Origin of the sequence: Pseudomonas sp. NMI760_13, assembly GCF_021283245.1 — a bacterium.
Classification (GTDB): domain Bacteria; phylum Pseudomonadota; class Gammaproteobacteria; order Pseudomonadales; family Pseudomonadaceae; genus Aquipseudomonas; species Aquipseudomonas peradeniyensis.
The window spans coordinates 200,882-219,356 of the sequence record NZ_JAJSRC010000008.1; the positions used below are offsets into that span (position 1 = coordinate 200,882).

General features: G+C 65.1%; 19 protein-coding genes and 1 pseudogene. 13 read left to right on the top strand and 7 right to left on the bottom strand.

Annotation, left to right across the window (positions count from 1 at the left end):
- Positions 1-110: 110 nt before the first annotated feature.
- On the bottom strand, positions 111-716 hold the full coding sequence (gene pcaG, locus LU671_RS11585) for a protocatechuate 3,4-dioxygenase subunit alpha (protein WP_232855740.1): 606 nt from the start codon (positions 714-716) through the stop codon (positions 111-113).
- An 11-nt stretch (positions 717-727) separates the two neighbouring features.
- Entirely contained in the window at positions 728-1,447 is a 720-nt protein-coding gene (pcaH, locus tag LU671_RS11590; protein WP_203650476.1) for a protocatechuate 3,4-dioxygenase subunit beta, read from the bottom strand.
- 200 nt (positions 1,448-1,647) lie between these two features.
- On the opposite strand from pcaH, the gene ypfJ reads away from it, so the two are divergent.
- From ypfJ to LU671_RS29700, 3 genes and pseudogenes are all read left to right on the top strand, one after another.
- Positions 1,648-2,532 (top strand): KPN_02809 family neutral zinc metallopeptidase, encoded by an 885-nt coding sequence (gene ypfJ, locus LU671_RS11595; RefSeq protein WP_232855741.1) that lies wholly within the window; start codon positions 1,648-1,650, stop codon positions 2,530-2,532.
- 362 nt (positions 2,533-2,894) lie between these two features.
- Positions 2,895-3,776, top strand: a pseudogene (locus tag LU671_RS29695) (methyl-accepting chemotaxis protein); the annotation flags it as partial.
- Between the two features lie 198 nt (positions 3,777-3,974).
- The gene (locus tag LU671_RS29700; protein WP_371263159.1) at positions 3,975-4,679 is read left to right on the top strand and encodes a methyl-accepting chemotaxis protein; all 705 of its coding nucleotides are present in this window, start codon (positions 3,975-3,977) and stop codon (positions 4,677-4,679) included.
- Between the two features lie 79 nt (positions 4,680-4,758).
- Here the strand turns inward: LU671_RS29700 and ggt are convergent, their stop codons facing one another.
- The 3 genes from ggt to LU671_RS11615 all read right to left on the bottom strand — a co-directional run bounded on the left by ggt (position 4,759) and on the right by LU671_RS11615 (position 8,225).
- Entirely contained in the window at positions 4,759-6,426 is a 1,668-nt protein-coding gene (gene ggt / locus LU671_RS11605; RefSeq protein ID WP_203650470.1) for a gamma-glutamyltransferase, read from the bottom strand.
- A gap of 118 nt (positions 6,427-6,544) precedes the next feature.
- Positions 6,545-7,441 (bottom strand): LysR family transcriptional regulator, encoded by an 897-nt coding sequence (locus tag LU671_RS11610; RefSeq protein WP_203650468.1) that lies wholly within the window; start codon positions 7,439-7,441, stop codon positions 6,545-6,547.
- 196 nt (positions 7,442-7,637) lie between these two features.
- The gene (locus tag LU671_RS11615) at positions 7,638-8,225 is read right to left on the bottom strand and encodes an NAD(P)H-dependent oxidoreductase (RefSeq protein ID WP_232855743.1); all 588 of its coding nucleotides are present in this window, start codon (positions 8,223-8,225) and stop codon (positions 7,638-7,640) included.
- A 160-nt stretch (positions 8,226-8,385) separates the two neighbouring features.
- Here LU671_RS11615 and LU671_RS11620 point away from each other — a divergent pair, with 160 nt between their 5' ends.
- The gene (locus LU671_RS11620; RefSeq protein WP_232855744.1) at positions 8,386-8,700 is read left to right on the top strand and encodes a putative quinol monooxygenase; all 315 of its coding nucleotides are present in this window, start codon (positions 8,386-8,388) and stop codon (positions 8,698-8,700) included.
- On the opposite strand, the gene LU671_RS11625 is transcribed toward LU671_RS11620, so the two are convergent.
- Positions 8,690-9,454: a sulfite exporter TauE/SafE family protein gene (locus LU671_RS11625; protein WP_232855745.1), complete on the bottom strand. Its 765-nt coding sequence runs from the start codon at positions 9,452-9,454 to the stop codon at positions 8,690-8,692. The genes LU671_RS11620 and LU671_RS11625 overlap by 11 nt on opposite strands.
- Positions 9,455-9,531: 77 nt before the next feature.
- Here LU671_RS11625 and LU671_RS11630 point away from each other — a divergent pair, with 77 nt between their 5' ends.
- A complete protein-coding gene (locus LU671_RS11630; protein ID WP_232855746.1) occupies positions 9,532-10,419 on the top strand; it encodes a LysR substrate-binding domain-containing protein in 888 nt (295 codons plus the stop codon).
- A gap of 21 nt (positions 10,420-10,440) precedes the next feature.
- On the opposite strand, the gene LU671_RS11635 is transcribed toward LU671_RS11630, so the two are convergent.
- Positions 10,441-10,848: a type II toxin-antitoxin system HicB family antitoxin gene (locus LU671_RS11635; protein ID WP_203650451.1), complete on the bottom strand. Its 408-nt coding sequence runs from the start codon at positions 10,846-10,848 to the stop codon at positions 10,441-10,443.
- Between the two features lie 518 nt (positions 10,849-11,366).
- Here LU671_RS11635 and LU671_RS11640 point away from each other — a divergent pair.
- From LU671_RS11640 to LU671_RS11675, 8 genes are all read left to right on the top strand, one after another.
- A complete protein-coding gene (locus tag LU671_RS11640) occupies positions 11,367-11,972 on the top strand; it encodes a CDP-alcohol phosphatidyltransferase family protein (protein WP_203650449.1) in 606 nt (201 codons plus the stop codon).
- A 30-nt stretch (positions 11,973-12,002) separates the two neighbouring features.
- Positions 12,003-13,757 (top strand): bifunctional alpha/beta hydrolase/class I SAM-dependent methyltransferase, encoded by a 1,755-nt coding sequence (locus LU671_RS11645; RefSeq protein ID WP_232855747.1) that lies wholly within the window; start codon positions 12,003-12,005, stop codon positions 13,755-13,757.
- Entirely contained in the window at positions 13,757-15,133 is a 1,377-nt protein-coding gene (locus LU671_RS11650) for a phosphatase PAP2/dual specificity phosphatase family protein (protein WP_232855748.1), read from the top strand. Before LU671_RS11645 ends, LU671_RS11650 begins: the two co-directional genes overlap by 1 nt.
- Complete coding sequence (locus tag LU671_RS11655) at positions 15,130-15,549, top strand: hypothetical protein (protein WP_232855749.1); 420 nt, start codon at positions 15,130-15,132, stop codon at positions 15,547-15,549. Before LU671_RS11650 ends, LU671_RS11655 begins: the two co-directional genes overlap by 4 nt.
- 10 nt (positions 15,550-15,559) lie before the next feature.
- Positions 15,560-16,183: a lysophospholipid acyltransferase family protein gene (locus LU671_RS11660; protein WP_232855750.1), complete on the top strand. Its 624-nt coding sequence runs from the start codon at positions 15,560-15,562 to the stop codon at positions 16,181-16,183.
- Position 16,184: 1 nt separating this feature from the next.
- Positions 16,185-17,117: a phosphatidate cytidylyltransferase gene (locus LU671_RS11665; protein WP_232855751.1), complete on the top strand. Its 933-nt coding sequence runs from the start codon at positions 16,185-16,187 to the stop codon at positions 17,115-17,117.
- 10 nt (positions 17,118-17,127) lie between these two features.
- Complete coding sequence (locus LU671_RS11670) at positions 17,128-17,886, top strand: aminoglycoside adenylyltransferase family protein (RefSeq protein WP_203650439.1); 759 nt, start codon at positions 17,128-17,130, stop codon at positions 17,884-17,886.
- A gap of 96 nt (positions 17,887-17,982) precedes the next feature.
- Complete coding sequence (locus tag LU671_RS11675) at positions 17,983-18,327, top strand: cupin domain-containing protein (RefSeq protein WP_023631693.1); 345 nt, start codon at positions 17,983-17,985, stop codon at positions 18,325-18,327.
- The last annotated feature ends 148 nt before the right edge of the window (positions 18,328-18,475 follow it).

Consider the following 18,475-nt stretch of genomic DNA (forward strand, 5'->3'; position numbering starts at 1 on the left):
AGGGTCGCGTAGCGACCCCTGGATTCCAGCGTTTACACATCAATCACCGGGGCCGCTCTGCGGCCCTTTCGCGGCACAAGGCCGCTCCTACAGGGATCGCGTAAACGCCTTCAGAAATCGAAGAACACCGTCTCCCCCTCCCCCTGAATACGGATATCGAAGCGATACGCCGTCTTCCCCTCTACCTCGCAACGTCTGGCGATCAGCGTCTCGCGCCGCTGCGGCTGCTCGATCAGGTTGAGCACCGGGCACCGGGCGTTCGCCTCGCCCTCGTCATCGAAGTACAGCCGGGTATGCAGGTGGATATTGATCCCCCGGGCAAACAGGCTGATGTTGATGTGCGGCGCCATCGGCACGCCCGCGGCGTTGTTCACCACCCCCGGCTTGACCGTGTGCAGCGTCCATTCACCGGCATCGAAGGTGGTCGCGGTGCGGCCGAAGCTGTTGAAAGCGTTCTCCAGGTTGAATTCATCCTGATATTGGCCATTGGCATCGGCTTGCCAGATTTCCAGGAACGAATCGCGCACCAGGTGGCCGTTGCCGTCGTACACCTGGCCGAGCAAGAGGATATGTTCGCCCGGCGCATCGGGCCGGGCCAGGCGGTTCCAGATTTCCTGGTCGCGGGTCGGGTTGCCCGCCGCCTCCAGGGCCAGGCCGATGTGCACGTAGGGGCCGGCGGTCTGCGAAGGGGTTTCCGGCAGCAGTTCGATAGGCATGACGGGCCTCCTCAGCGATTTTCGAAGTGGGTCTGGCGCTGGCCGCGCAGGACGATGTCGAAGCGGTAGGCCAGGCAATCCATGGGGTTGGCATGGCCCATGTCGAGCCTGGCGATCAGCCGCTGGACCGCCTCAGGATTGGCGATCGACTTGACGATCGGGCACAGCGGAATCAGTGGATCGCCCTCGAAGTACAGCTGGGTGATCAGCTTGGTGGCGATCGACGGCCCGCTGATGGAGAAGTGGATATGCGCCGGGCGCCAGTCGTTGGGGCCGTTGCGCCACGGGTACGGACCGGGCTTGATGGTGCGGAAGCTGTAGTAGCCGTCGCGGTCGGTCAGGCAACGACCAACGCCGCCAAAGTTCGGGTCCAGCGGGGCCAGGTAGCGGTCGTTCTTGTGCCGGTAGCGACCGCCGGCGTTGGCCTGCCACATCTCGACCAGGGTATTGGGCACCGGCTTGCCGTACTGGTCGACAACACGGCCGGCGACGATGATGCGCTCGCCAATCGGCAGGCCGCCCTGGTTGAAGTTGAGCAGCAGGTCGTGGTCGTGCTCACCGAAGCGCAGATGGGAAAAGTCCGGGCCGGTACTTTCGCTGATCGACTGCGGGATGCTGACCAACGCCTGGCGCGGCGAGCGCGCCACCGAGGTCTTGTAGTCGGGGGTGAAGGCCTTGGGGTGCCAGTTGCGATCACGGATCACGAAGCGGCTGGTGTCCTGGGCGGGCATGCCGGTTTCCTCTCTTGGAATTGTCGAACGCCTGGGCGTGGCAGGCGGACTTGCAGTTTCCGGCAGGCCAGTCGGGATGAATATTGAATTCAGCGGTCTTAGACATAACCATTTGGTTATGCATCAGCGACCAGGGCGACGCCCTGGGCAGCGCTGAACTAATCTTTAGACTTCATGTTTCACAAACCGGAGAGCTCCATATGGAATGGCGAAAAGGTCGACGCAGCGACAACGTGGTCGATGCCCGCGGCGAAGGGGGTGGCGGCGGCATGCGCTTCGGCGGCGGCAAGGGCCTCGGGCTCGGCGCCATCCTGTTGATCGTTGGCATCGGCTGGCTCACCGGTCAGGACCCGCTGCAGATCCTCGGCCAGTTGGCCGGGCAGATGGAGCAGCAGCAGACCGCTCCGGCCAACGTCGGCAGCAAGGCGCCGCCGGCCAACGACGAGCAGGCCGAGTTCGTCGCCTCGATCCTCGGCGACACCGAGGACACCTGGAAGGCACTCTTTGCCCAGGCGGGCAAGCAGTACCGCGATCCCCAGCTGGTGCTGTTCAGTGGCCAGGTCAACTCCGCCTGCGGCTTCGCCTCGGCGGCGGTCGGGCCGTTCTACTGCCCCGGCGACCAGCGCGTGTACCTGGACATGACGTTCTTCCGGGAAATGGAAACCCGCTTCAAGGCCGCCGGCGACTTCGCCCAGGCCTACGTGATCGCCCACGAAATCGGCCACCACGTGCAGACCCTGCTCGGCGTCTCGGCCAAGGTCGACGCCGCGCGCCGCAATGGCCAACGCATGGAAGGTGACAACGGCCTGCTGGTGCGCCAGGAACTGCAGGCCGACTGCCTGGCCGGCGTGTGGGCCTACCAGGCGCAGAAACGCCTGAACTGGCTGGAGCCGGGTGATGTGCAAGAGGCGCTGAACGCCGCCAATGCCATCGGTGATGATCGCCTGCAACAGCAGGGGCAAGGGCGGGTGGTGCCCGACTCGTTCACCCATGGCACCTCGCAACAGCGCGAGCGTTGGTTCAAGGCTGGGTTTTCCAGTGGCGACGTGAACCAGTGCGACACCTTCAGCGCACGGAGCCTTTGAGATCGCGATCCCCCAGTGCGCGCCTACAGGTGCGCATGGCGGGTGTACCCGCGATTGACCACATCAAAAACACAAACGTATTCAACAAGTTACAAATTTGCTGAAAAAGCGTTTCAGCTTCTCCCCTGTTTGCCGATAAGTCCTACACAAATCTGCGGGCTATCTGACAACAACAACGCCCAGCTTTTGAGATCAAGTGAGCGAAATCATTCTCTGGGAGAGCGTGCATGAACAGTTGGTTCGCCAATATCAGCGTCAACCTCAAACTCGGCCTGGGCTTCGGCCTGGTCCTGGTCCTGACCGGCCTGCTGGCCCTGACCGGCTGGAACAGCCTGGGCAGTCTCATCGACCGCAGCAACTGGATGAGCGACATCACCCAGCTCAACAGTGACCTGACCAACCTGCGCGTGGCCCGCCTGCAGTGGATGCTGACCAACGGCGACGACGCCTCGGCGGCCAATGTCCAGGCCAAGCTCGACGCCTTCGGCAGCCAGCAGCAGCACCTGGTCAACTCCTTCAAGAGCCCGGAAAACGTCAAGCTGCTGCGCGAGCAGGGCCAGAGCATCAGCGAATATCGCGTCTCGCTGGAAAAGATGCGCCAGGGCTACAAGACCACCCTCGCCGCCCGCGAGTCGATGAACCAGGCCGCCGGCCGTGCCAATGAGGCGATCGAGGCCATCAGCAACGCCGTGCTGTCCAGTTCCGAAGGCGATGCCAGCCGCCTGGCGCAATACCTGGTCATCAGCAAGGCCAAGCAGCAACTGGTGCAGGTTCGCCTGGACGTGCGCAGCTACATCGCCGACCTGACCAACGAAGCCGAGCAGGCCGCCCTGCGCCAGCTGGAAAACGCCCTGAGCGAAATCGACAGCCTCAAGCGCCAACTGCCGGGCGAAGCCTCGCGCATCCAGCAGTTCGAAAACGCCGTGCTGGCCTACCGCGACGCCGTGCGCCAGTTCCGCGACGCCACCGCCGCCATCGGCGTGGCCCGTGCCGAAATGACCGTGCAGGGCGCCGACATCGTCAAGCGCAGCGACGAGCTGTACAAGATCCAGATCGAGCGCCGTGACGCCGAAAGCGTCCAGGCCCGCAGCCTGCAGACCACCGCCACCCTCCTGGCGCTGCTGGTCGGCGTGCTCGCCGCGTTCATCATCACCCGCCAGATCACCCGCCCGCTGCGCGAAACCATGGATGTGGTCAACCGCATCGCCAGCGGCGACCTCACCCAGGAACTGCGCGTCACCCGCCGCGACGAACTGGGCGCCCTGCAGCAGGGCATCGCCCGCATGGGCACCACCCTGCGCGACCTGATCACCGGCATCCGCGACGGCGTCACCCAGATCGCCAGCGCCGCCGAGGAACTGTCGGCGGTGACCGAACAGACCAGCGCCGGCGCCAACAGCCAGAAGGTCGAGACCGACCAGGTGGCCACCGCCATGCACGAGATGGCCGCCACCGTCCAGGAAGTCGCGCGTAACGCCGAGCAGGCCTCCCACGCGGCGACCAACGCCGACGACGAAGCCCGGGTCGGCGACAAGGTGGTGGGTGAAGCCATCAGCCAGATCGAACGCCTGGCCCATGAGGTGCACCGCTCCACCGAGGCGATGACCCTGCTGCAGCAGGAAAGCCAGAAGATCGGCAGCGTCATGGACGTGATCAAGTCGGTGGCCGAGCAGACCAACCTGCTGGCGCTCAACGCCGCCATCGAGGCGGCCCGTGCCGGCGAGGCCGGCCGTGGCTTCGCCGTGGTGGCCGATGAGGTCCGCGGCCTGGCCCAGCGCACCCAGCAGTCCACCGAAGAGATCGAAGGCCTGATCGCCAGCCTGCAGCACGGCACCCAGCAGGTCGCCGAAGTGATGAACGGCAGCCGCAGCCTGACCGACAGCAGCGTCGAGCTGGCGCGCAAGGCCGGTGGTTCGCTGGAGAGCATCACCCGCACGGTGTCGAATATCCAGTCGATGAACCAGCAGATCGCCGCCGCCGCCGAGCAGCAGAGCGCCGTGGCCGAAGAGATCAGCCGCAGCATCCTCAACGTGCGCGACGTGTCGGAGCAGACCGCCGCGGCCAGCGACGAGACCGCCGCCTCCAGCGTCGAGCTGGCGCGCCTGGGTGGTCACCTGCAGACCTTGGTCAGCCAGTTCCGCGTCTGACCCTGTAACGCATCGCGGGGCCAGCCCGCTCCCACCGGTCGTGGGAGCGGGCTGGCCCCGCGATCATTTCACCCCAGCCTTATTTGACGATCATCCCCACCCCACGCCCACGCGGATCGGAAGCGGTCTCCAGCTTCTCCCCGGTGACCCGGATCGCCTGGATATCGCCCATCTCCCAACCCTGGTCTTCCAGCACGTAGCCCATCTTCTTCAGATCGTCCGCCACCTTGCCGGTGAGCGGCGCATAGCTGTCGAAGTAGATCGTGTCCTTGGGCAGCAACTGATGATGCACACGCTGCGCCGCCACCGCCTTCTCCAACGGCATGCCGTAGTCATACAGGTTGTTCATCACCTGGAAGATCGAGGTGAAGATCCGCGAACCACCCGGCGTGCCCAGCACCAGCGCCACCTTGCCATCGCGGGTCACCAGGCTCGGGCTCATCGACGAAAGCATGCGCTTGCCCGGCGCGATAGCGTTGGCGTCGCCGCCGACCACGCCAAAGGCATTGGCCGCCCCCGGCTTGGCGCTGAAGTCGTCCATCTCGTCGTTGAGCAGGAAGCCCGCGCCCTTGACCACCACGCCACTGCCGTAGTCGAGGTTGAGGGTGTAGGTGTTGCTCACCGCATTACCCTGCTTGTCGACGATGGAGAAGTGCGTGGTCTGGTGCGGCTCCAGCCCCGGCTTGACCTTGTCGGTCTCGGAGATCGCGTTCGGGTTGACCTGGGCGGCGCGCTTGGCCAGGTAGTCCTTGGCCACCAGCTGGTCGACCGGGACCTTGGTGAAGGCCGGGTCACCGAGGTAGTCGGCGCGATCTGCGAACACGCGTTTCTCGATCTCGGCCAGCAGGTGAATGTACTTGGCCGAATTGTGCTCGACGCCCTTGAAGTCCGCGGCGCGGTCTTCCTTGATGCCCAGCAGCTGGGCCAGGGCGACGCCGCCGGAGCTTGGCGGCGGCGCGGTGTAGACCACGTTGCCGCGCCAGCCAATGGCGATCGGGTCGCGCCACACGGCCTTGTAGTCCTTGAGGTCATCCTTGGTGATCAGGCCCTTGTCGGCCTGCATCTGCGCCACCAGCAGGTCGGCGGTCTTGCCCTGGTAGAACTCGCTGACGCCCTTGTCGGCGATGCGCTCCAGGGTCTGCGCCAGTTCCGGCTGCTTGAACAGCTCGCCGACCTTCATGTGGCCGAAGTAGTCGTTGAAGTTGGTGGCGGTCTTGAACAGACCCTGGGCGTCGTCACGGTACTGGTACTGCTTCTGGGCGATCTTGAAGCCGTTCTGCGCGTAGCCGATGGCCGGCGTCAGCAACTCGCTCCACTTGAGCTTGCCGAACTTCTGGTGCGCCTCCCACAGCCCCATCACCGTGCCCGGCACGCCGGCGGCGCGTACGCCGACCAGGCTGAGGTTCTCGATCACCTCGCCCTTGTCGTCCAGGTACATGGTCTTGGTCGCGGCCTTGGGCGCCACTTCGCGGTAGTCGAGGAAGTAGGGCTTGCCGTCGACGAACAGGGTCATGAAACCACCGCCGCCGATGTTGCCGGCCTCGGGGTAGGTCACGGCCAGGGTGAAGGCGGTGGCGACGGCGGCGTCCACCGCGTTGCCGCCTTTCTTGAGGATATCGGCGGCCACCTGTGCGCCATATTGATCAGGCGCGGCCACCGCGCCGCCTTCCAGCGTCACGGCAAAGGCGGAGGAACAGCTCAGGATCGCGACCCCGAGGGCCAGCGGCTGGAACATGACGATACGCATGCGCACTTCCTTGGTGTTGTTTTTGTTGATCAGTCATTAAGGCCGAAGCCCTCCGACTAAGCAAACACCATTGCAGGATCGCGCCGCCGATGGGCAGACACTGTCGCGTTCAGGCAACTCAGCAGGCGTAGGCGGCCAGCTTTTTCTGGATGAAATCGAGGAAGCACTGGATGCGCAGGGCCAGCTGGGTGTTGCGGTAGTAGACCGCGTGGATCGGCTGGCGATAGCCGTTGTTGTGCTCGCCGAGCAGTACCTGCAGGCGGCCGGCGCGGATATCCTCGTGGGTCATGAAGTGCGACAGGCTGACGATGCCTTCACCGGCGATGGCCAGCTGGCGCAGGGTTTCGCCACTGGAGGCGAGCAGCTGCGGGCGGATCGCCCAATGGTCGCCCTGGGCGTGGCGCAATGGCCAGCGGTTGAGCGATTCCAGGGAGCTGAAACCGAGCAGGCAATGCTGGTCGAGATCCTCGACCTTCTGCGGCGTACCGTGCCGCGCCAGGTAATCGGGGCTGGCGAGTACCTGCACCGGGCTGCAGCCCAGCGAGCGGGCATGCAGGCTGGAGTCGGACAGCTCGCCGATGCGAATGGCCACGTCGGTGCTCTGCTCCAGCAGGTCGATGATCAGGTCGTCGGTGTTCAGTTCCAGCTCGATGCCGGGGTATTGCCGACGGAACTCACCGATCCACGGCAGGATCGCGTGCAGCATGAACGGCGCGGCAGCGTTGATGCGCAGGCGCCCGGACGGGGTCTGGCGGTTCATCGACAGGCGCTCTTCCATGTCGTCCATCTGCTCGAGGATCAACCGTGCGCGTTCGAGGAAGAAGCGCCCTTCCTCGGTCAGGTCCATGCGCCGGGTGGTGCGGTTGACCAAGGTGGTGCCCAGCTTGCCCTCCAGCCGCGACAGGGTGCGGCTGACGGCCGATGGGGTCTGGCCGATCTGCTCGGCGGCGGCGGAGATCGAGCCGCTGTCGATGACGGCGACGAAGACCTGGAGTTCTTCGGAGCGAGTTTTCACACGAAAGGACCTGATTGGAGAATGCCGTGATTGATAGCTGTTGATCAACGTACGTGCAAGCAACTTGCCCCGTGTAGGAGCGGCCTTGTGCCGCGAAAGGGCTACGCTGCGCCATTGAAGTTGTCAGGTATACGAAAACCTGGGGCCGCACTGCGGCCCTTTCGCGGCACAAGGCCGCTCCTACAGAGGCGAGCGATCAGGCCTTGCCGAACACCTCATCCAGGTGCTGCACGTACGCCGCCAGCGCCGCCGGCACATCCGGCCGCTTCATCACATCGACGGCGAGGAAGGTCGGCAACCCGCTCATGCCGAGGAACTGGTTGGCCTTGTGGAACGGGAAGTACACCGCATCCACGCCCTTGCCCTCGAAGAAATCGCTCGGATCGTCGAACGCCTGCTGCGGCGCGTTCCAGGTCAGCGACAGCATGTACTGCTTGCCCTGGACCAGGCCACCGCTGCCGTACTTCTGCGAGGCGTCGGAGCGGGTGCGGCCATCGTTGGCGTACAGGCTGCCGTGCCCGGCGGTGAACACCTCGTCGATGTATTTCTTCACCGTCCAGGGCGCGCCCATCCACCAACCGGGCATCTGGTAGATCACCACGTCGGCCCAGAGGAATTTCTCCACTTCGGCCTGGACGTCGTAGCCACCGTCGATGAAAGTTTCCCGCACATCGAAACCGGCACGGTCCAGGTGAGCCAGCGCGGCATCGTGCAAGGTCTGGTTGAGGCGGCCGTCGGAGTGGGCGAAGCGTTTGCCACCGTTGAGCAGGAGGATCTTTTTCATGGGAGGGTCAGCCCTGTAAGTGAAGTTGCCGGCAGGTTAGGCACTCACGGGGCGGGGAAACAGCGGGTTCAGGGCAAAATACATTTGCCTGTTAATCACGAATGGCAAACATATTGTTGATTTAGAATCTGCTCACCCTCTTCACTCACCGAGATCTGCCATGAGCGAGCAATACGCCTTCATCCTCAAAGCCAAGACCCGCCCGGAACAGGCCGAATCCTTCGAGCAGTTGTTCCGTCCCTACGTCGAGCCCAGCCGCCAGGAGCCGGGCTGCATCGAGTACCACATGCTGCGCGACAAGGAAGACCCTAGCCTGTTCGTGTTCTTCGAGGTCTGGGCCAGCAAGACGGCCCTGGACGTGCACTCGGCGCTGCCGCATATGGCCGCGTTCTTCGAAAAGCGCATGGATTACCTGGAGCGCGACTTTGATATCCAGATGATCGACATGCTCAGCGCTTCGTCCGCTAACCGTTGATCAACAGGTGCGTGCCCAGCAGCGCCAGGCCGATGAAGAAGCAGCGCTTGAACAGCGCTGCGCTGATCCGCCCGCGCAGCCACTGACCGGCGAACATGCCCAGCAAGGCGGGCGCCAGCATCAGCAACGAAGCGCCCAAGGCCTGGCCACCCAAGGCATCCTGACCGGCCAGGCCAACCGCCAGCGCCAGGGTCGAGACGGTGAATGACAGCCCCAATGCCTGGACCATCTCCTCACGGCTCAGGCCAAGACCTTGCAAATAGGGCACTGCGGGCATCACGAACACCCCGGTGGCCGCCGTCACCACGCCCGTCAGCAACCCGCAGGCGGGGCCCAGCCAACGCTCCCGCCCAGGCGCCACCCGCAAGCCCGGGCCGGCCAGGCCGTAAAGGGCATAGATCAGCAACGCAGCGCCCAAGCCATGGGCTGCCCACGGGCCACTGTCGATACCTGACCAGGCGCTGCCCAACAGGGTGCCGATGAAGATCATCGACAACATCCCTCCCAGGCGCCGCAGCAGCGCCAGCAAGTGACCGCCTGCCGCCAGCTGCCACAGGTTGGTCACGGTCGACGGCACGATCAGCAGCGCCGCTGCCTGCGCCGGAGACATAGCCAGGCCCAGCAAGCCCATGGCAATGGTAGGCAGCCCCAGGCCGATCACCCCCTTGACCGCGCCAGCCAGGAAGAAGGTCATGATCACCAGCAGTGAAATTGCAGGCCCGATACTCTGATAAAACGCCAGGAAGGTATTCATGGCGTCATCCTGCCGTGCGGCCGGCGCGCTGAAAATCTGCCATATACTCAGGCAGACTCTTTCCAGGACAGAGGCAGATGCATTTCGACCTGATCGATCTCAAGCTGTTCCAGCATACCCTCGAGAGCGGCAACATCACCGAAGGTGCCCGACGCAGTCACCTGTCGCTGCCAGCGGCCAGTGCCCGCATTCGCGCCATGGAAGCTTCGTTGGGCATCCCCCTGCTCACCCGCAACCGCCGCGGTGTACAGCCCACACCTGCCGGCCAGGCGCTCCTGCAGCATGCGCGGCTGATTGCCCGGCAATTGGAACGCCTGCAATACGACCTGGGACAGTACGCTCAAGGCCTGCAAGGACAGGTACGCCTGCTGTGCAACACGGCTGCACTGACCGAGTACCTGCCGGAGTTGCTGGCCAGCTATCTGGTCGAGCACCCGGGGGTAAGTGTCGATATCCAGGAGTTGCCGAGCCTTGGCATCGTCCAGGCGATCACCCAGGGCATGGCGGACCTGGGCATCATTTCCAGCGCCGCGCCTTGCGAACATCTGCAAACACGGCCGTTTCGCGATGATCCGCTGGTGCTGGTAATGCCCCGGGGACATCCGCTGGACGCCCATGATGAGGCAGGTTTCAACGCGAGTCTGGGCCATGGGTATGTGGGGCTTGGCGCCAACAGCGCCCTCGCGTTGCACCTTGAGGAACAGGCGCTACGCCAGGGAAGGCGCATGCAGGTGCGGGTTCGTGCGGAAGGGTTCGATGGGGTGATCCGCATGGTCTCGGGCGGGGCCGGCGTGGCAGTGGTGCCACTGGCCTCGGTTCGGCGCTGGGAAGGCGTCCTGCCGCTGCGTTGGGTTGCCCTGCGAGAGGACTGGGCCAATCGCCATTTGCTCCTCTGCTCGCGGGATTTCAGCGCATTGCCGGGGTACGCCGCCGTGCTGGTCGATCGCTTGGCCGAGCCTGTCTGAATATGACCGGGGCGCGCAGGCTCAGGACACCACAGCCAGTTCGCGCAGCGCCGCTGAAGCCAGAAATGCGGAGCGTGAAGCGTAGCGATTGTCCTGCTTCACCCTATCGTCGATTCGTTGCAACAAGTTCCTGGGCAACGTCGCACTGAACCGTACCGCCGTCCCCAGGTACGGCGTTGCGTCGAAGTCCACCAACGCCCAGAGGCCGCCTGCATACTCTGGATTGTCCACATGCGCATCCATTTCCTGCACCTGCGGCAGGGGCGCGCCATCGGCCACCAGCCCTTCATAATGCAGCGCCAGCGCCTCCTGAACGTTCTCCAGTGCCTGGGGGACCGTGGCGCCTGCGGAAAAACAGCCAGGTACATCGGGGATGGTGACACCGTAATAGGTCTCACGGGACTTGTGCAGGACAACAAGTAGGTTCATCGGCTCTCTCGTTTTGTCGAGCTGCCATGGTTGGGCATCTGCCGGGCAGCGTTTCCGGTCGGTGAACCGCGAAACTAGAACGTTCAGCCGCACCCTCGCAATGTGCCAGGCGGCAGTGAAACAAGTTTCGGAAATGAACTACAGCCGAGTACCTAAACTCGCTGTGCGGCCCCTCGCGGGGCAAGCCCGCTCCTACAACAATTGCGCCAAGTCTGTAGGAGATCGCCCGGCGAAGCCGGGGCCATACACCGCGCTGGATTCTTCGCGGGTAAACCCGCTCCCACAGGGCCAAGCCAAATCAATGGGTTGCGTGTTGTTCCTTAGGAAATTGCCCTGCCTATTGCACTACCCTGCCTTCGCGGGGAACAGTGTGGGAGCGGGCTTGCCCCGCGATCAACGCCGACAAAGGCCACCTCGATTACCTCGCCGTCCTCACAACTCCGCTACGCCCCCCTTGCCGCCCCTGGGCCTGATTCCCCACAATCGCGTCCATGCCGCACCACGACAGGGAATTCACCGTGCCATCGATCTACCAGCTCAAACCCCGCTTCCAGGCGTTGCTGCGCCCTGCCGTCCAGCGCCTGTTCGATCGCGGCATCACCGCCAACCAGGTCACGGTCACCGCCGCTGCGGTTTCCGTCCTGCTGGGCCTGTTGCTGGCCTGGCTGCCCCAGGTCACCTGGCTGTTCCTGCTGATCCCGGTGTGGATGCTGCTGCGCATGGCGCTGAACGCGGTCGACGGCATGCTCGCCCGGGAGTTCGGCCAGCAGTCCAAACTCGGCGCCTACCTCAATGAACTGTGCGACGTGATCGCCGACTCCGCCCTCTACTTGCCCTTCGCCCTGCTGCCAGGCGTTTCGCCGACGCTGGTAGTGCTGGTGGTGGTGTTCGCCGTGATCAGCGAGTACGCCGGAGTGATGGGCCCGCTGGCCGGCGCATCGCGCCGCTACGACGGGCCGATGGGCAAGAGCGACCGAGCCTTTGCCTTCGGCGTGCTGGGCACCGGCGTGGGGTTCGGGCTGCTGGCCGCGACCTGGATCAACGGCCTGCTGCTGGTCATCCTGCTGCTCTCGCTCTATACCCTCTACAACCGGGTTCGCCACGGCCTGGCCGAAACCCGCTGAGCCCCTCGCTGCCGGACAAGGATATTCGCCATGCGCCAAGCGCAATCGCTGCACTTCTGCACCCATGACGGCGTCGAGCTGCACTATCGTCATTGGCCCGCCACGCGCAACGAACACCAGCCGCGCCGGGCCGTGGTGATGTTCCATCGCGGCCACGAGCACGGCGGGCGCATGGCCCACCTGGCCGATGAGCTGGATATGCCCGGCTACGACTTCTTCGCCTGGGACGCCCGTGGTCATGGGCAGTCACCGGGGGCTCGCGGCGACAGCCCGAGCTTCGCCACCAGCGTGCGCGACGTGCAGACCTTCATCGAGCACATCCAGGCGCAGCACGGCATCGCCGAGGCCGACATGGTGGTGCTGGCACAAAGCGTCGGCGCGGTACTGATCGCCACCTGGGCCCACGATTATGCGCCCCGGGTACGCTGCCTGGTGCTCGCCTCGCCGGCCTTCAAGGTCAAGCTCTACGTACCTTTCGCCCGCCCCGGGCTGAAGCTTATGAAGGCCCTGCGCGGCAACTTCTTCGTCAACAGCTACGTCAAGCCGCGCCTGCTGACCCACGACCCGGAACGGGTCATGTCCTATGTCGCCGACCCGCTGATCAGCCGGCCCATCTCCGTCACCATGCTGCTGGGCCTGTACGACGCCGCCGACCGCGTGGTCGCCGATGCCCAGGCGATCCAGGTGCCGACGCAGCTGCTGATTTCCGGCGCCGACCTGGTGGTCGAGCGCAAGCCGCAGGAGCAGTTCTTCGACCGCCTGGGCAGCGCACGCAAAGAGAAGCACATCCTCCCCGGCTTCTTCCACGACACCCTTGGCGAACGCGACCGCGCCCATGCCCTGGCGCGGATCGAGCGCTTCGTCGCGCACTGCTTCGACGCTCCGCAAGCGCAGCCCTCGCTGCTCGATGCCGACAAGAGCGGCGCCAGTTGCGCCGAGGCCGAGAGCCTGGCCGCGCCATTGCCGCGCCATTCGCCACGCGACCTCTACTGGCGTGCCACCCGCGCCAGCCTGCGCTTGGGCAAAGGCTTTTCCGAAGGGGTGAAGCTGGGCTTCGACACCGGTTTCGACTCAGGCTCCACCCTCGACTACATCTACCGCAACACCCCGACCGGCAAGGGCAAGCTGGGCGAGCTGATCGACCGCAACTACCTGGATGCCATCGGCTGGCGTGGCATCCGCCAGCGCAAGCTGAATGTCGAGGAACTGCTGCGCCTGGCCATCGCCCGCCTGCGTGAACAGCAGCGCCCGGTGCATATCGTCGATATCGCCGCCGGCCATGGCCGCTACATCCTCGAGGCGCTGCAGGGCCTGCAACAGCTGCCCGACTCGATCCTGCTGCGCGACTACAGCGAACTGAACGTGCAACAGGGCAATGCCTTGATCAGCGAAAAGGGCCTGGCCGAGATCGCTCGTTTCGTCCAGGGCGATGCCTTCGACCGCCAGAGCCTGGCCGCTCTCACCCCGCATCCGACACTGGCGGTGGTCTCGGGCCTCTACGAACTGTTCCCCAGCAACGAGCTGGTCGGCAACTCGCTGGCGGGACTCGCCGACGCGGTAGAGGACGGCGGCTATCTGGTCTACACCGGGCAGCCCTGGCACCCGCAGCTGGAAATGATCGCCCGCGCCCTGACCAGCCACCGTGGCGGCCAGGCCTGGGTGATGCGTCGGCGCAGCCAGGCGGAGATGGACCAGTTGGTGGAAGCGGCAGGGTTTCGCAAGATCACCCAGCGCATCGACGAGTGGGGCATCTTCAGCGTCAGCCTGGCGCAGCGGGTGCGCTGATGGGCCGTGAAGCCGGGCTGGTCCGTCGTGGTGTCCTGTGGCTGTTGCTGCTCGGGCCGTTCTTCTTTCTCAGCTACGGCCTGGCCAATACCTACACCGCCGGCCGCGAGGATATCGGCAGTTTGGTGTTCGCCTGGGAGCGGCAGGTGCCGCTGTGGCCCTGGACGATCATCCCGTACTGGTCGATCGACCTGCTGTACGGGTTGTCGTTCCTGCTGCCGCGCTCGCGTTCGGAGATGGACCGTCATGCCCTGGCCCTGCTGACGGCGCAACTGGTCTGCGTGGCCTGTTTCCTGCTCTGGCCGCTGCGCTTCACCTTCGAGCGTCCCGAACTGTCGGGGCTGTTCGGCTGGCTGTTCGATGTGCTGATGGGTTTCGACAAACCGTACAACCAGGCGCCGTCGTTGCACATTGCGTTGCTGGTGATCATCTGGACGATGTTCGCCCGGCATACGCGGCATCCTGCCTGGCGCTGGGTGTTGCATGGCTGGATGGGGCTGATCGGCCTGTCGGTGCTGACCACCTGGCAGCATCATTTCATTGACGTGCCGACCGGGGCGCTGGCGGGGTTCGTCTGCCTGTGGCTGTGGCCACACAGCGGCCCGTTGCCCTGGCGACAGGCACACCTGGCGCGCGATCCGAAACGTTGGCGCCTGACACTGCGCTATGGACTCGGCGCGGCCGTGCTGGGGCTACTGGCAATGAAGATCGGCGGTGGCGGGTTGTGGCTGCTGTGGCCGGCGCTGTCGTTGCTGCTGGTGGCGCTGAACTATGCCCTGTTCGGCGCCGCAGGTTTCCAGAAAGGCGCCGACGGGCAGCTGTCCGTGGCCGCCACCTGGCTGCTGGCGCCGTATCTGCTGGGCGCCTGGGTCAATTCTCGGCTATGGACCTGGCGGCATCCGCAGGCGGATGAGGTGGCCGATGGCGTATATCTCGGCAGAGTTCCGGGGCGCACTGAAGCGTCCGCGTTCGCGGCGATTGTCGACCTGAGCGCGGAACTGCCCTGTCTTGCTGTCCCTCAACAGAGCATCGCGGGGCAAGCCCGCTCCCACAACGCGGCTTGCCCCGCGATGAAGGCGCTGAAAACGCCACAGGACTACCAGAGCCTGCCGACCCTGGACCTGATTGCCCCAGACCGGGAAATCCTGCAACAGGCCGCCAAGGCCATCGAACACCTCCAGCAACAAGGCCCGGTGCTGGTCTGCTGCGCCTTGGGTTACTCGCGCAGCGCCAGCGCCGTCGCCGCCTGGCTGCTGCTCAGTGGCCGCTGTGCCAGTGCCGAACAAGCCGAGGCGCTGATTCGCCAGGCGCGCCCCGGCGTGGTCCTGCACCCGGCCCACCGCCTGGCATTGCATCATCTGGAGGCCCAGCCATGAGGCTGTTTCTCGTCGCCAGCCTGCTCGCCCGAGGCCGTCAGCTGGAGCGCCTGTCGGACGGCCTGACCCTGCTGGCCCTGGCCTGCACCCTGGCACCGCTGCTCGGCTTGCCATTGGCGCCACTGCCCCATCTGCTCTGCGGCCTGTTGCTGCTGCTCGGCCTGGTCCACAAGTATTGGGCTATACGCGTCGCCCTGGATGCCGACCTGTTCGCCCGCCTCGGCGCCAGCGGCGACCTGCCTGCCGATACCCAGGCCCTGGACCACGCCCTGTTCGACCTGCGCCTCAAACCTGCGCCCAGCGACCCGCGCGACTGGCCGACCCGCAGTCGGGCCGCCCTGGCCCTGCTGCGTCGCCAGGCCCTGTGCCTGGCGCTGCAGGTCGCGCTGCTGCTGACCCTCCCCTTCACCGGATAAGACCAATGCCATGCTCGCCAGCCTGACCGCCTTCGTCATCACCTCCGCCGCCCGCCTGATCACCGGCGCCCGCGCCTTGTGGCTGGGCTGCACACCGCAACCGGTGCAGCGCCTGTACTTCGCCAACCACAGCAGCCATGGCGACTTCGTGCTGCTGTGGGCCGCGCTGCCCGAACCGCTGCGCCGCCGCACCCGCCCCGTGGCGGGCGCCGACTACTGGTGCAAGCCGGGGATCCGCGACTTCCTGATCCGTAAGGTGTTCAACGGCGTGCTGATCGACCGCCAGCACGGCACGGGCGAGGGCAACCCGCTGCAACCGGTGCTCGAGGCCTTCGCCCAGGGCGATTCACTGATCTTCTTCCCGGAGGGCACGCGCAACCTGACCGACGACCCGTTGCTGCCATTCAAGAGCGGCCTGTTCCACCTGGCCTCGGCCAACCCGCAGGTCGAGCTGGTGCCGGTGTGGATCGCCAACCTCAACCGGGTCATGCCCAAGGGCCGCGCCCTGCCGCTGCCGCTGCTGTGCACCCTGAGTTTCGGCGAGCCGCTGCACTTGCAGCCGGACGAGGGCAAGCACGCCTTTCTCGAGCGGGCCCGCCAGGCCCTGCTGAACCTGGCCCCGAAGGAAGCCTGAGATGGATCACAACACCCTGTCGCTGTTCGCCGGCATCGGCGCCCTGCTGCTGCTCGCCAGCCTGATCGGCCGCCTGCTCAAATGGCGCGCCGGCCCCGCCCCGCATGCGGTGATCGACAACCTCAACGCGCGCATCAACGCCTGGTGGGTGATGGTGCTGGTGATCGGCATCGCCTTCCTGTTCGGCAAGTACGGCGTGATCGTGCTGTTCTACGGCGTGTCGTTCTATGCCCTGCGCGAGTTCATGACCCTCACCCCGACCCGACGCAGCGACTATCCAGCGCTGGTGGCGGCGTTCTACGTGGCGCTGCCGGTGCAGTACCTGCTTATCGCCATGGACTGGTACGGGTTGTTCAGCATCTTCATCCCGGTGTACCTGTTCCTGCTGCTGCCGATCCTGGCCAGTTTCGGCGGCGACACCACGCGCTTTCTCGAGCGCGCCTCCAAGGTGCAGTGGGGCCTGATGATCGCGGTGTACTGCGTGTCGTCGGTGCCGGCGTTGATGACCCTGGACATCCCCGGCTACGAGGGCCGCAACCTGCTGCTGATCGCCTGGCTGATCCTGGTGGTGCAGATCAGCGACGTGCTGCAGTACGTGTGCGGCAAGCTGTTCGGCAAACGCAAGGTGGCGCCGAACCTGTCGCCGTCGAAAACCCTCGAAGGGCTGCTCGGCGGCGTGGCGCTGGCCACCCTGGTCGGCGCCCTGTTGTGCTGGATCACCCCGTTCACCTTCTGGCAGGCGGCGCTGATGGCCTTGACCGTCAACGCCATGGGTTTCTTCGGCGGGCTGGTGATGTCGGCAATCAAGCGCGACCGCGGCGTGAAGGACTGGGGCCACATGATCGAAGGCCACGGCGGCATGCTCGACCGCATGGACTCGGTGTGTTTCGCCGCGCCGGTATTCTTCCACTTCGTGCGTTACTGGTGGGCGTGAGGCATACAGCATGATCGACGCGCAATTGTCCGCCGCCCGGCAGATCCTCACACGGCACCTGGGCGATCAACTGCTGGCCATCCATCTTTACGGGTCTGCGGTCTCCGGTGGCTTGAAACCGGAGAGCGACCTGGACCTGCTGGTAACCGTGGCAAGTCCCCTGCCCCCTGCGACGCGTCAAGCACTGATGCTCGATCTGCTCACGGTCTCGGCCCGTCCCGGTAGTCGCCCTGATCTGCGGGCGCTCGAGGTGACAGTGCTGGCTCGTGACCACACTCACCCCTGGCACTATCCGGCCCGGCGTGAACTGCAATTCGGCGAATGGCTGCGCGAGGCGTTGCTGGCCGGTGAGTTGGAACCTGCACAACTCGACCCCGACCTGGCCATCCTGCTGACCAAGGCCCGCCAGCACAGCATCAACCTGCTTGGCCCGGCCGCCGCGCAATGGTTCGACCCCGTTCCGGCTGCCGACCTGGCCCGGGCCTTCCACGACACCCTCGCGCAATGGAACAGCCCCGAGGACTGGAGCGGCGACGAGCGCACCGTGGTCCTGGCCCTTGCGCGTATCTGGTACAGCCTGACGACCGGTGAAATCGCGGCCAAGGATGTCGCTGCCGACTGGCTGTTACCGCAGCTGCCCAAGGTCCACCGGCCCGTGCTGGCCAATGCCCGGGACGCCTACCGGGGCGAGACCACGGAGCAATTGACGGCCTGGCCTGAGCCGGTGGCTGCATTTATTCACTACTGCAAGGCCCATATCCCGGCATAGCGCAGGCAGACAGCTGGGCGTCGAGCCCAGGCAACTGCCCGCCTGGCAATGGCCCTATGGTGATGCGTCATCTCACCTGTTGCCTGGAGCCACGCCATGTCCGATTTCATCACCGTCCTGCGCGAAACCTGCCCGACCCCGGTGGTCGACGCGACCAAGTGGAAGCGCATCGGCGGCGACCCGCACACCGTCAACCTCAACGCCTACCTGTCCGCTGACGGCAGCAAGATCATGGGCACCTGGATCTGCACGCCAGGCAAGTTCGAGGTCAACTATGAGAAGTGGGAGTACTGCCATTTCCTCGATGGCTACTGCATCGTCACGCCTGAGGGTGAAGAGCCGAAGCATCTGAAGGCGGGCGATGTGTTTGTGATCGAACCGGGGATGAAGGGGACCTGGGAAGTGGTCGAGACGGTGCGTAAATACTTCGTCTTCGCCTGACTCGGTGGGAGCGGGCTTGCCCCGCGATGCGTACTGCCACAAGACATCACTGCTCGAGCAGATGCCATCGCGGGGCAAGCCCGCTCCCACGCCCCCCACAGCTGGTCATAAAAAAATCGCGAACCTGATGACCCTTCCCCAAGGTGCG

What these genes read in the sequence shown, in the direction of transcription:
- pcaG (WP_232855740.1), bottom strand. Translation starts at nt 716, where the DNA reads ATGCCTATCGAACTGCTGCCGGAAACCCCTTCGCAGACCGCCGGCCCC.
- pcaH (WP_203650476.1), bottom strand. Translation starts at nt 1,447, where the DNA reads ATGCCCGCCCAGGACACCAGCCGCTTCGTGATCCGTGATCGCAACTGG.
- ypfJ (WP_232855741.1), top strand. Translation starts at nt 1,648, where the DNA reads ATGGAATGGCGAAAAGGTCGACGCAGCGACAACGTGGTCGATGCCCGC.
- LU671_RS29700 (WP_371263159.1), top strand. Translation starts at nt 3,975, where the DNA reads ATGGCCGCCACCGTCCAGGAAGTCGCGCGTAACGCCGAGCAGGCCTCC.
- ggt (WP_203650470.1), bottom strand. Translation starts at nt 6,426, where the DNA reads ATGCGTATCGTCATGTTCCAGCCGCTGGCCCTCGGGGTCGCGATCCTG.
- LU671_RS11615 (WP_232855743.1), bottom strand. Translation starts at nt 8,225, where the DNA reads ATGAAAAAGATCCTCCTGCTCAACGGTGGCAAACGCTTCGCCCACTCC.
- LU671_RS11620 (WP_232855744.1), top strand. Translation starts at nt 8,386, where the DNA reads ATGAGCGAGCAATACGCCTTCATCCTCAAAGCCAAGACCCGCCCGGAA.
- LU671_RS11625 (WP_232855745.1), bottom strand. Translation starts at nt 9,454, where the DNA reads ATGAATACCTTCCTGGCGTTTTATCAGAGTATCGGGCCTGCAATTTCA.
- LU671_RS11630 (WP_232855746.1), top strand. Translation starts at nt 9,532, where the DNA reads ATGCATTTCGACCTGATCGATCTCAAGCTGTTCCAGCATACCCTCGAG.
- LU671_RS11635 (WP_203650451.1), bottom strand. Translation starts at nt 10,848, where the DNA reads ATGAACCTACTTGTTGTCCTGCACAAGTCCCGTGAGACCTATTACGGT.
- LU671_RS11645 (WP_232855747.1), top strand. Translation starts at nt 12,003, where the DNA reads ATGCGCCAAGCGCAATCGCTGCACTTCTGCACCCATGACGGCGTCGAG.
- LU671_RS11650 (WP_232855748.1), top strand. Translation starts at nt 13,757, where the DNA reads ATGGGCCGTGAAGCCGGGCTGGTCCGTCGTGGTGTCCTGTGGCTGTTG.
- LU671_RS11655 (WP_232855749.1), top strand. Translation starts at nt 15,130, where the DNA reads ATGAGGCTGTTTCTCGTCGCCAGCCTGCTCGCCCGAGGCCGTCAGCTG.
- LU671_RS11660 (WP_232855750.1), top strand. Translation starts at nt 15,560, where the DNA reads ATGCTCGCCAGCCTGACCGCCTTCGTCATCACCTCCGCCGCCCGCCTG.
- LU671_RS11665 (WP_232855751.1), top strand. Translation starts at nt 16,185, where the DNA reads ATGGATCACAACACCCTGTCGCTGTTCGCCGGCATCGGCGCCCTGCTG.
- LU671_RS11670 (WP_203650439.1), top strand. Translation starts at nt 17,128, where the DNA reads ATGATCGACGCGCAATTGTCCGCCGCCCGGCAGATCCTCACACGGCAC.
- LU671_RS11675 (WP_023631693.1), top strand. Translation starts at nt 17,983, where the DNA reads ATGTCCGATTTCATCACCGTCCTGCGCGAAACCTGCCCGACCCCGGTG.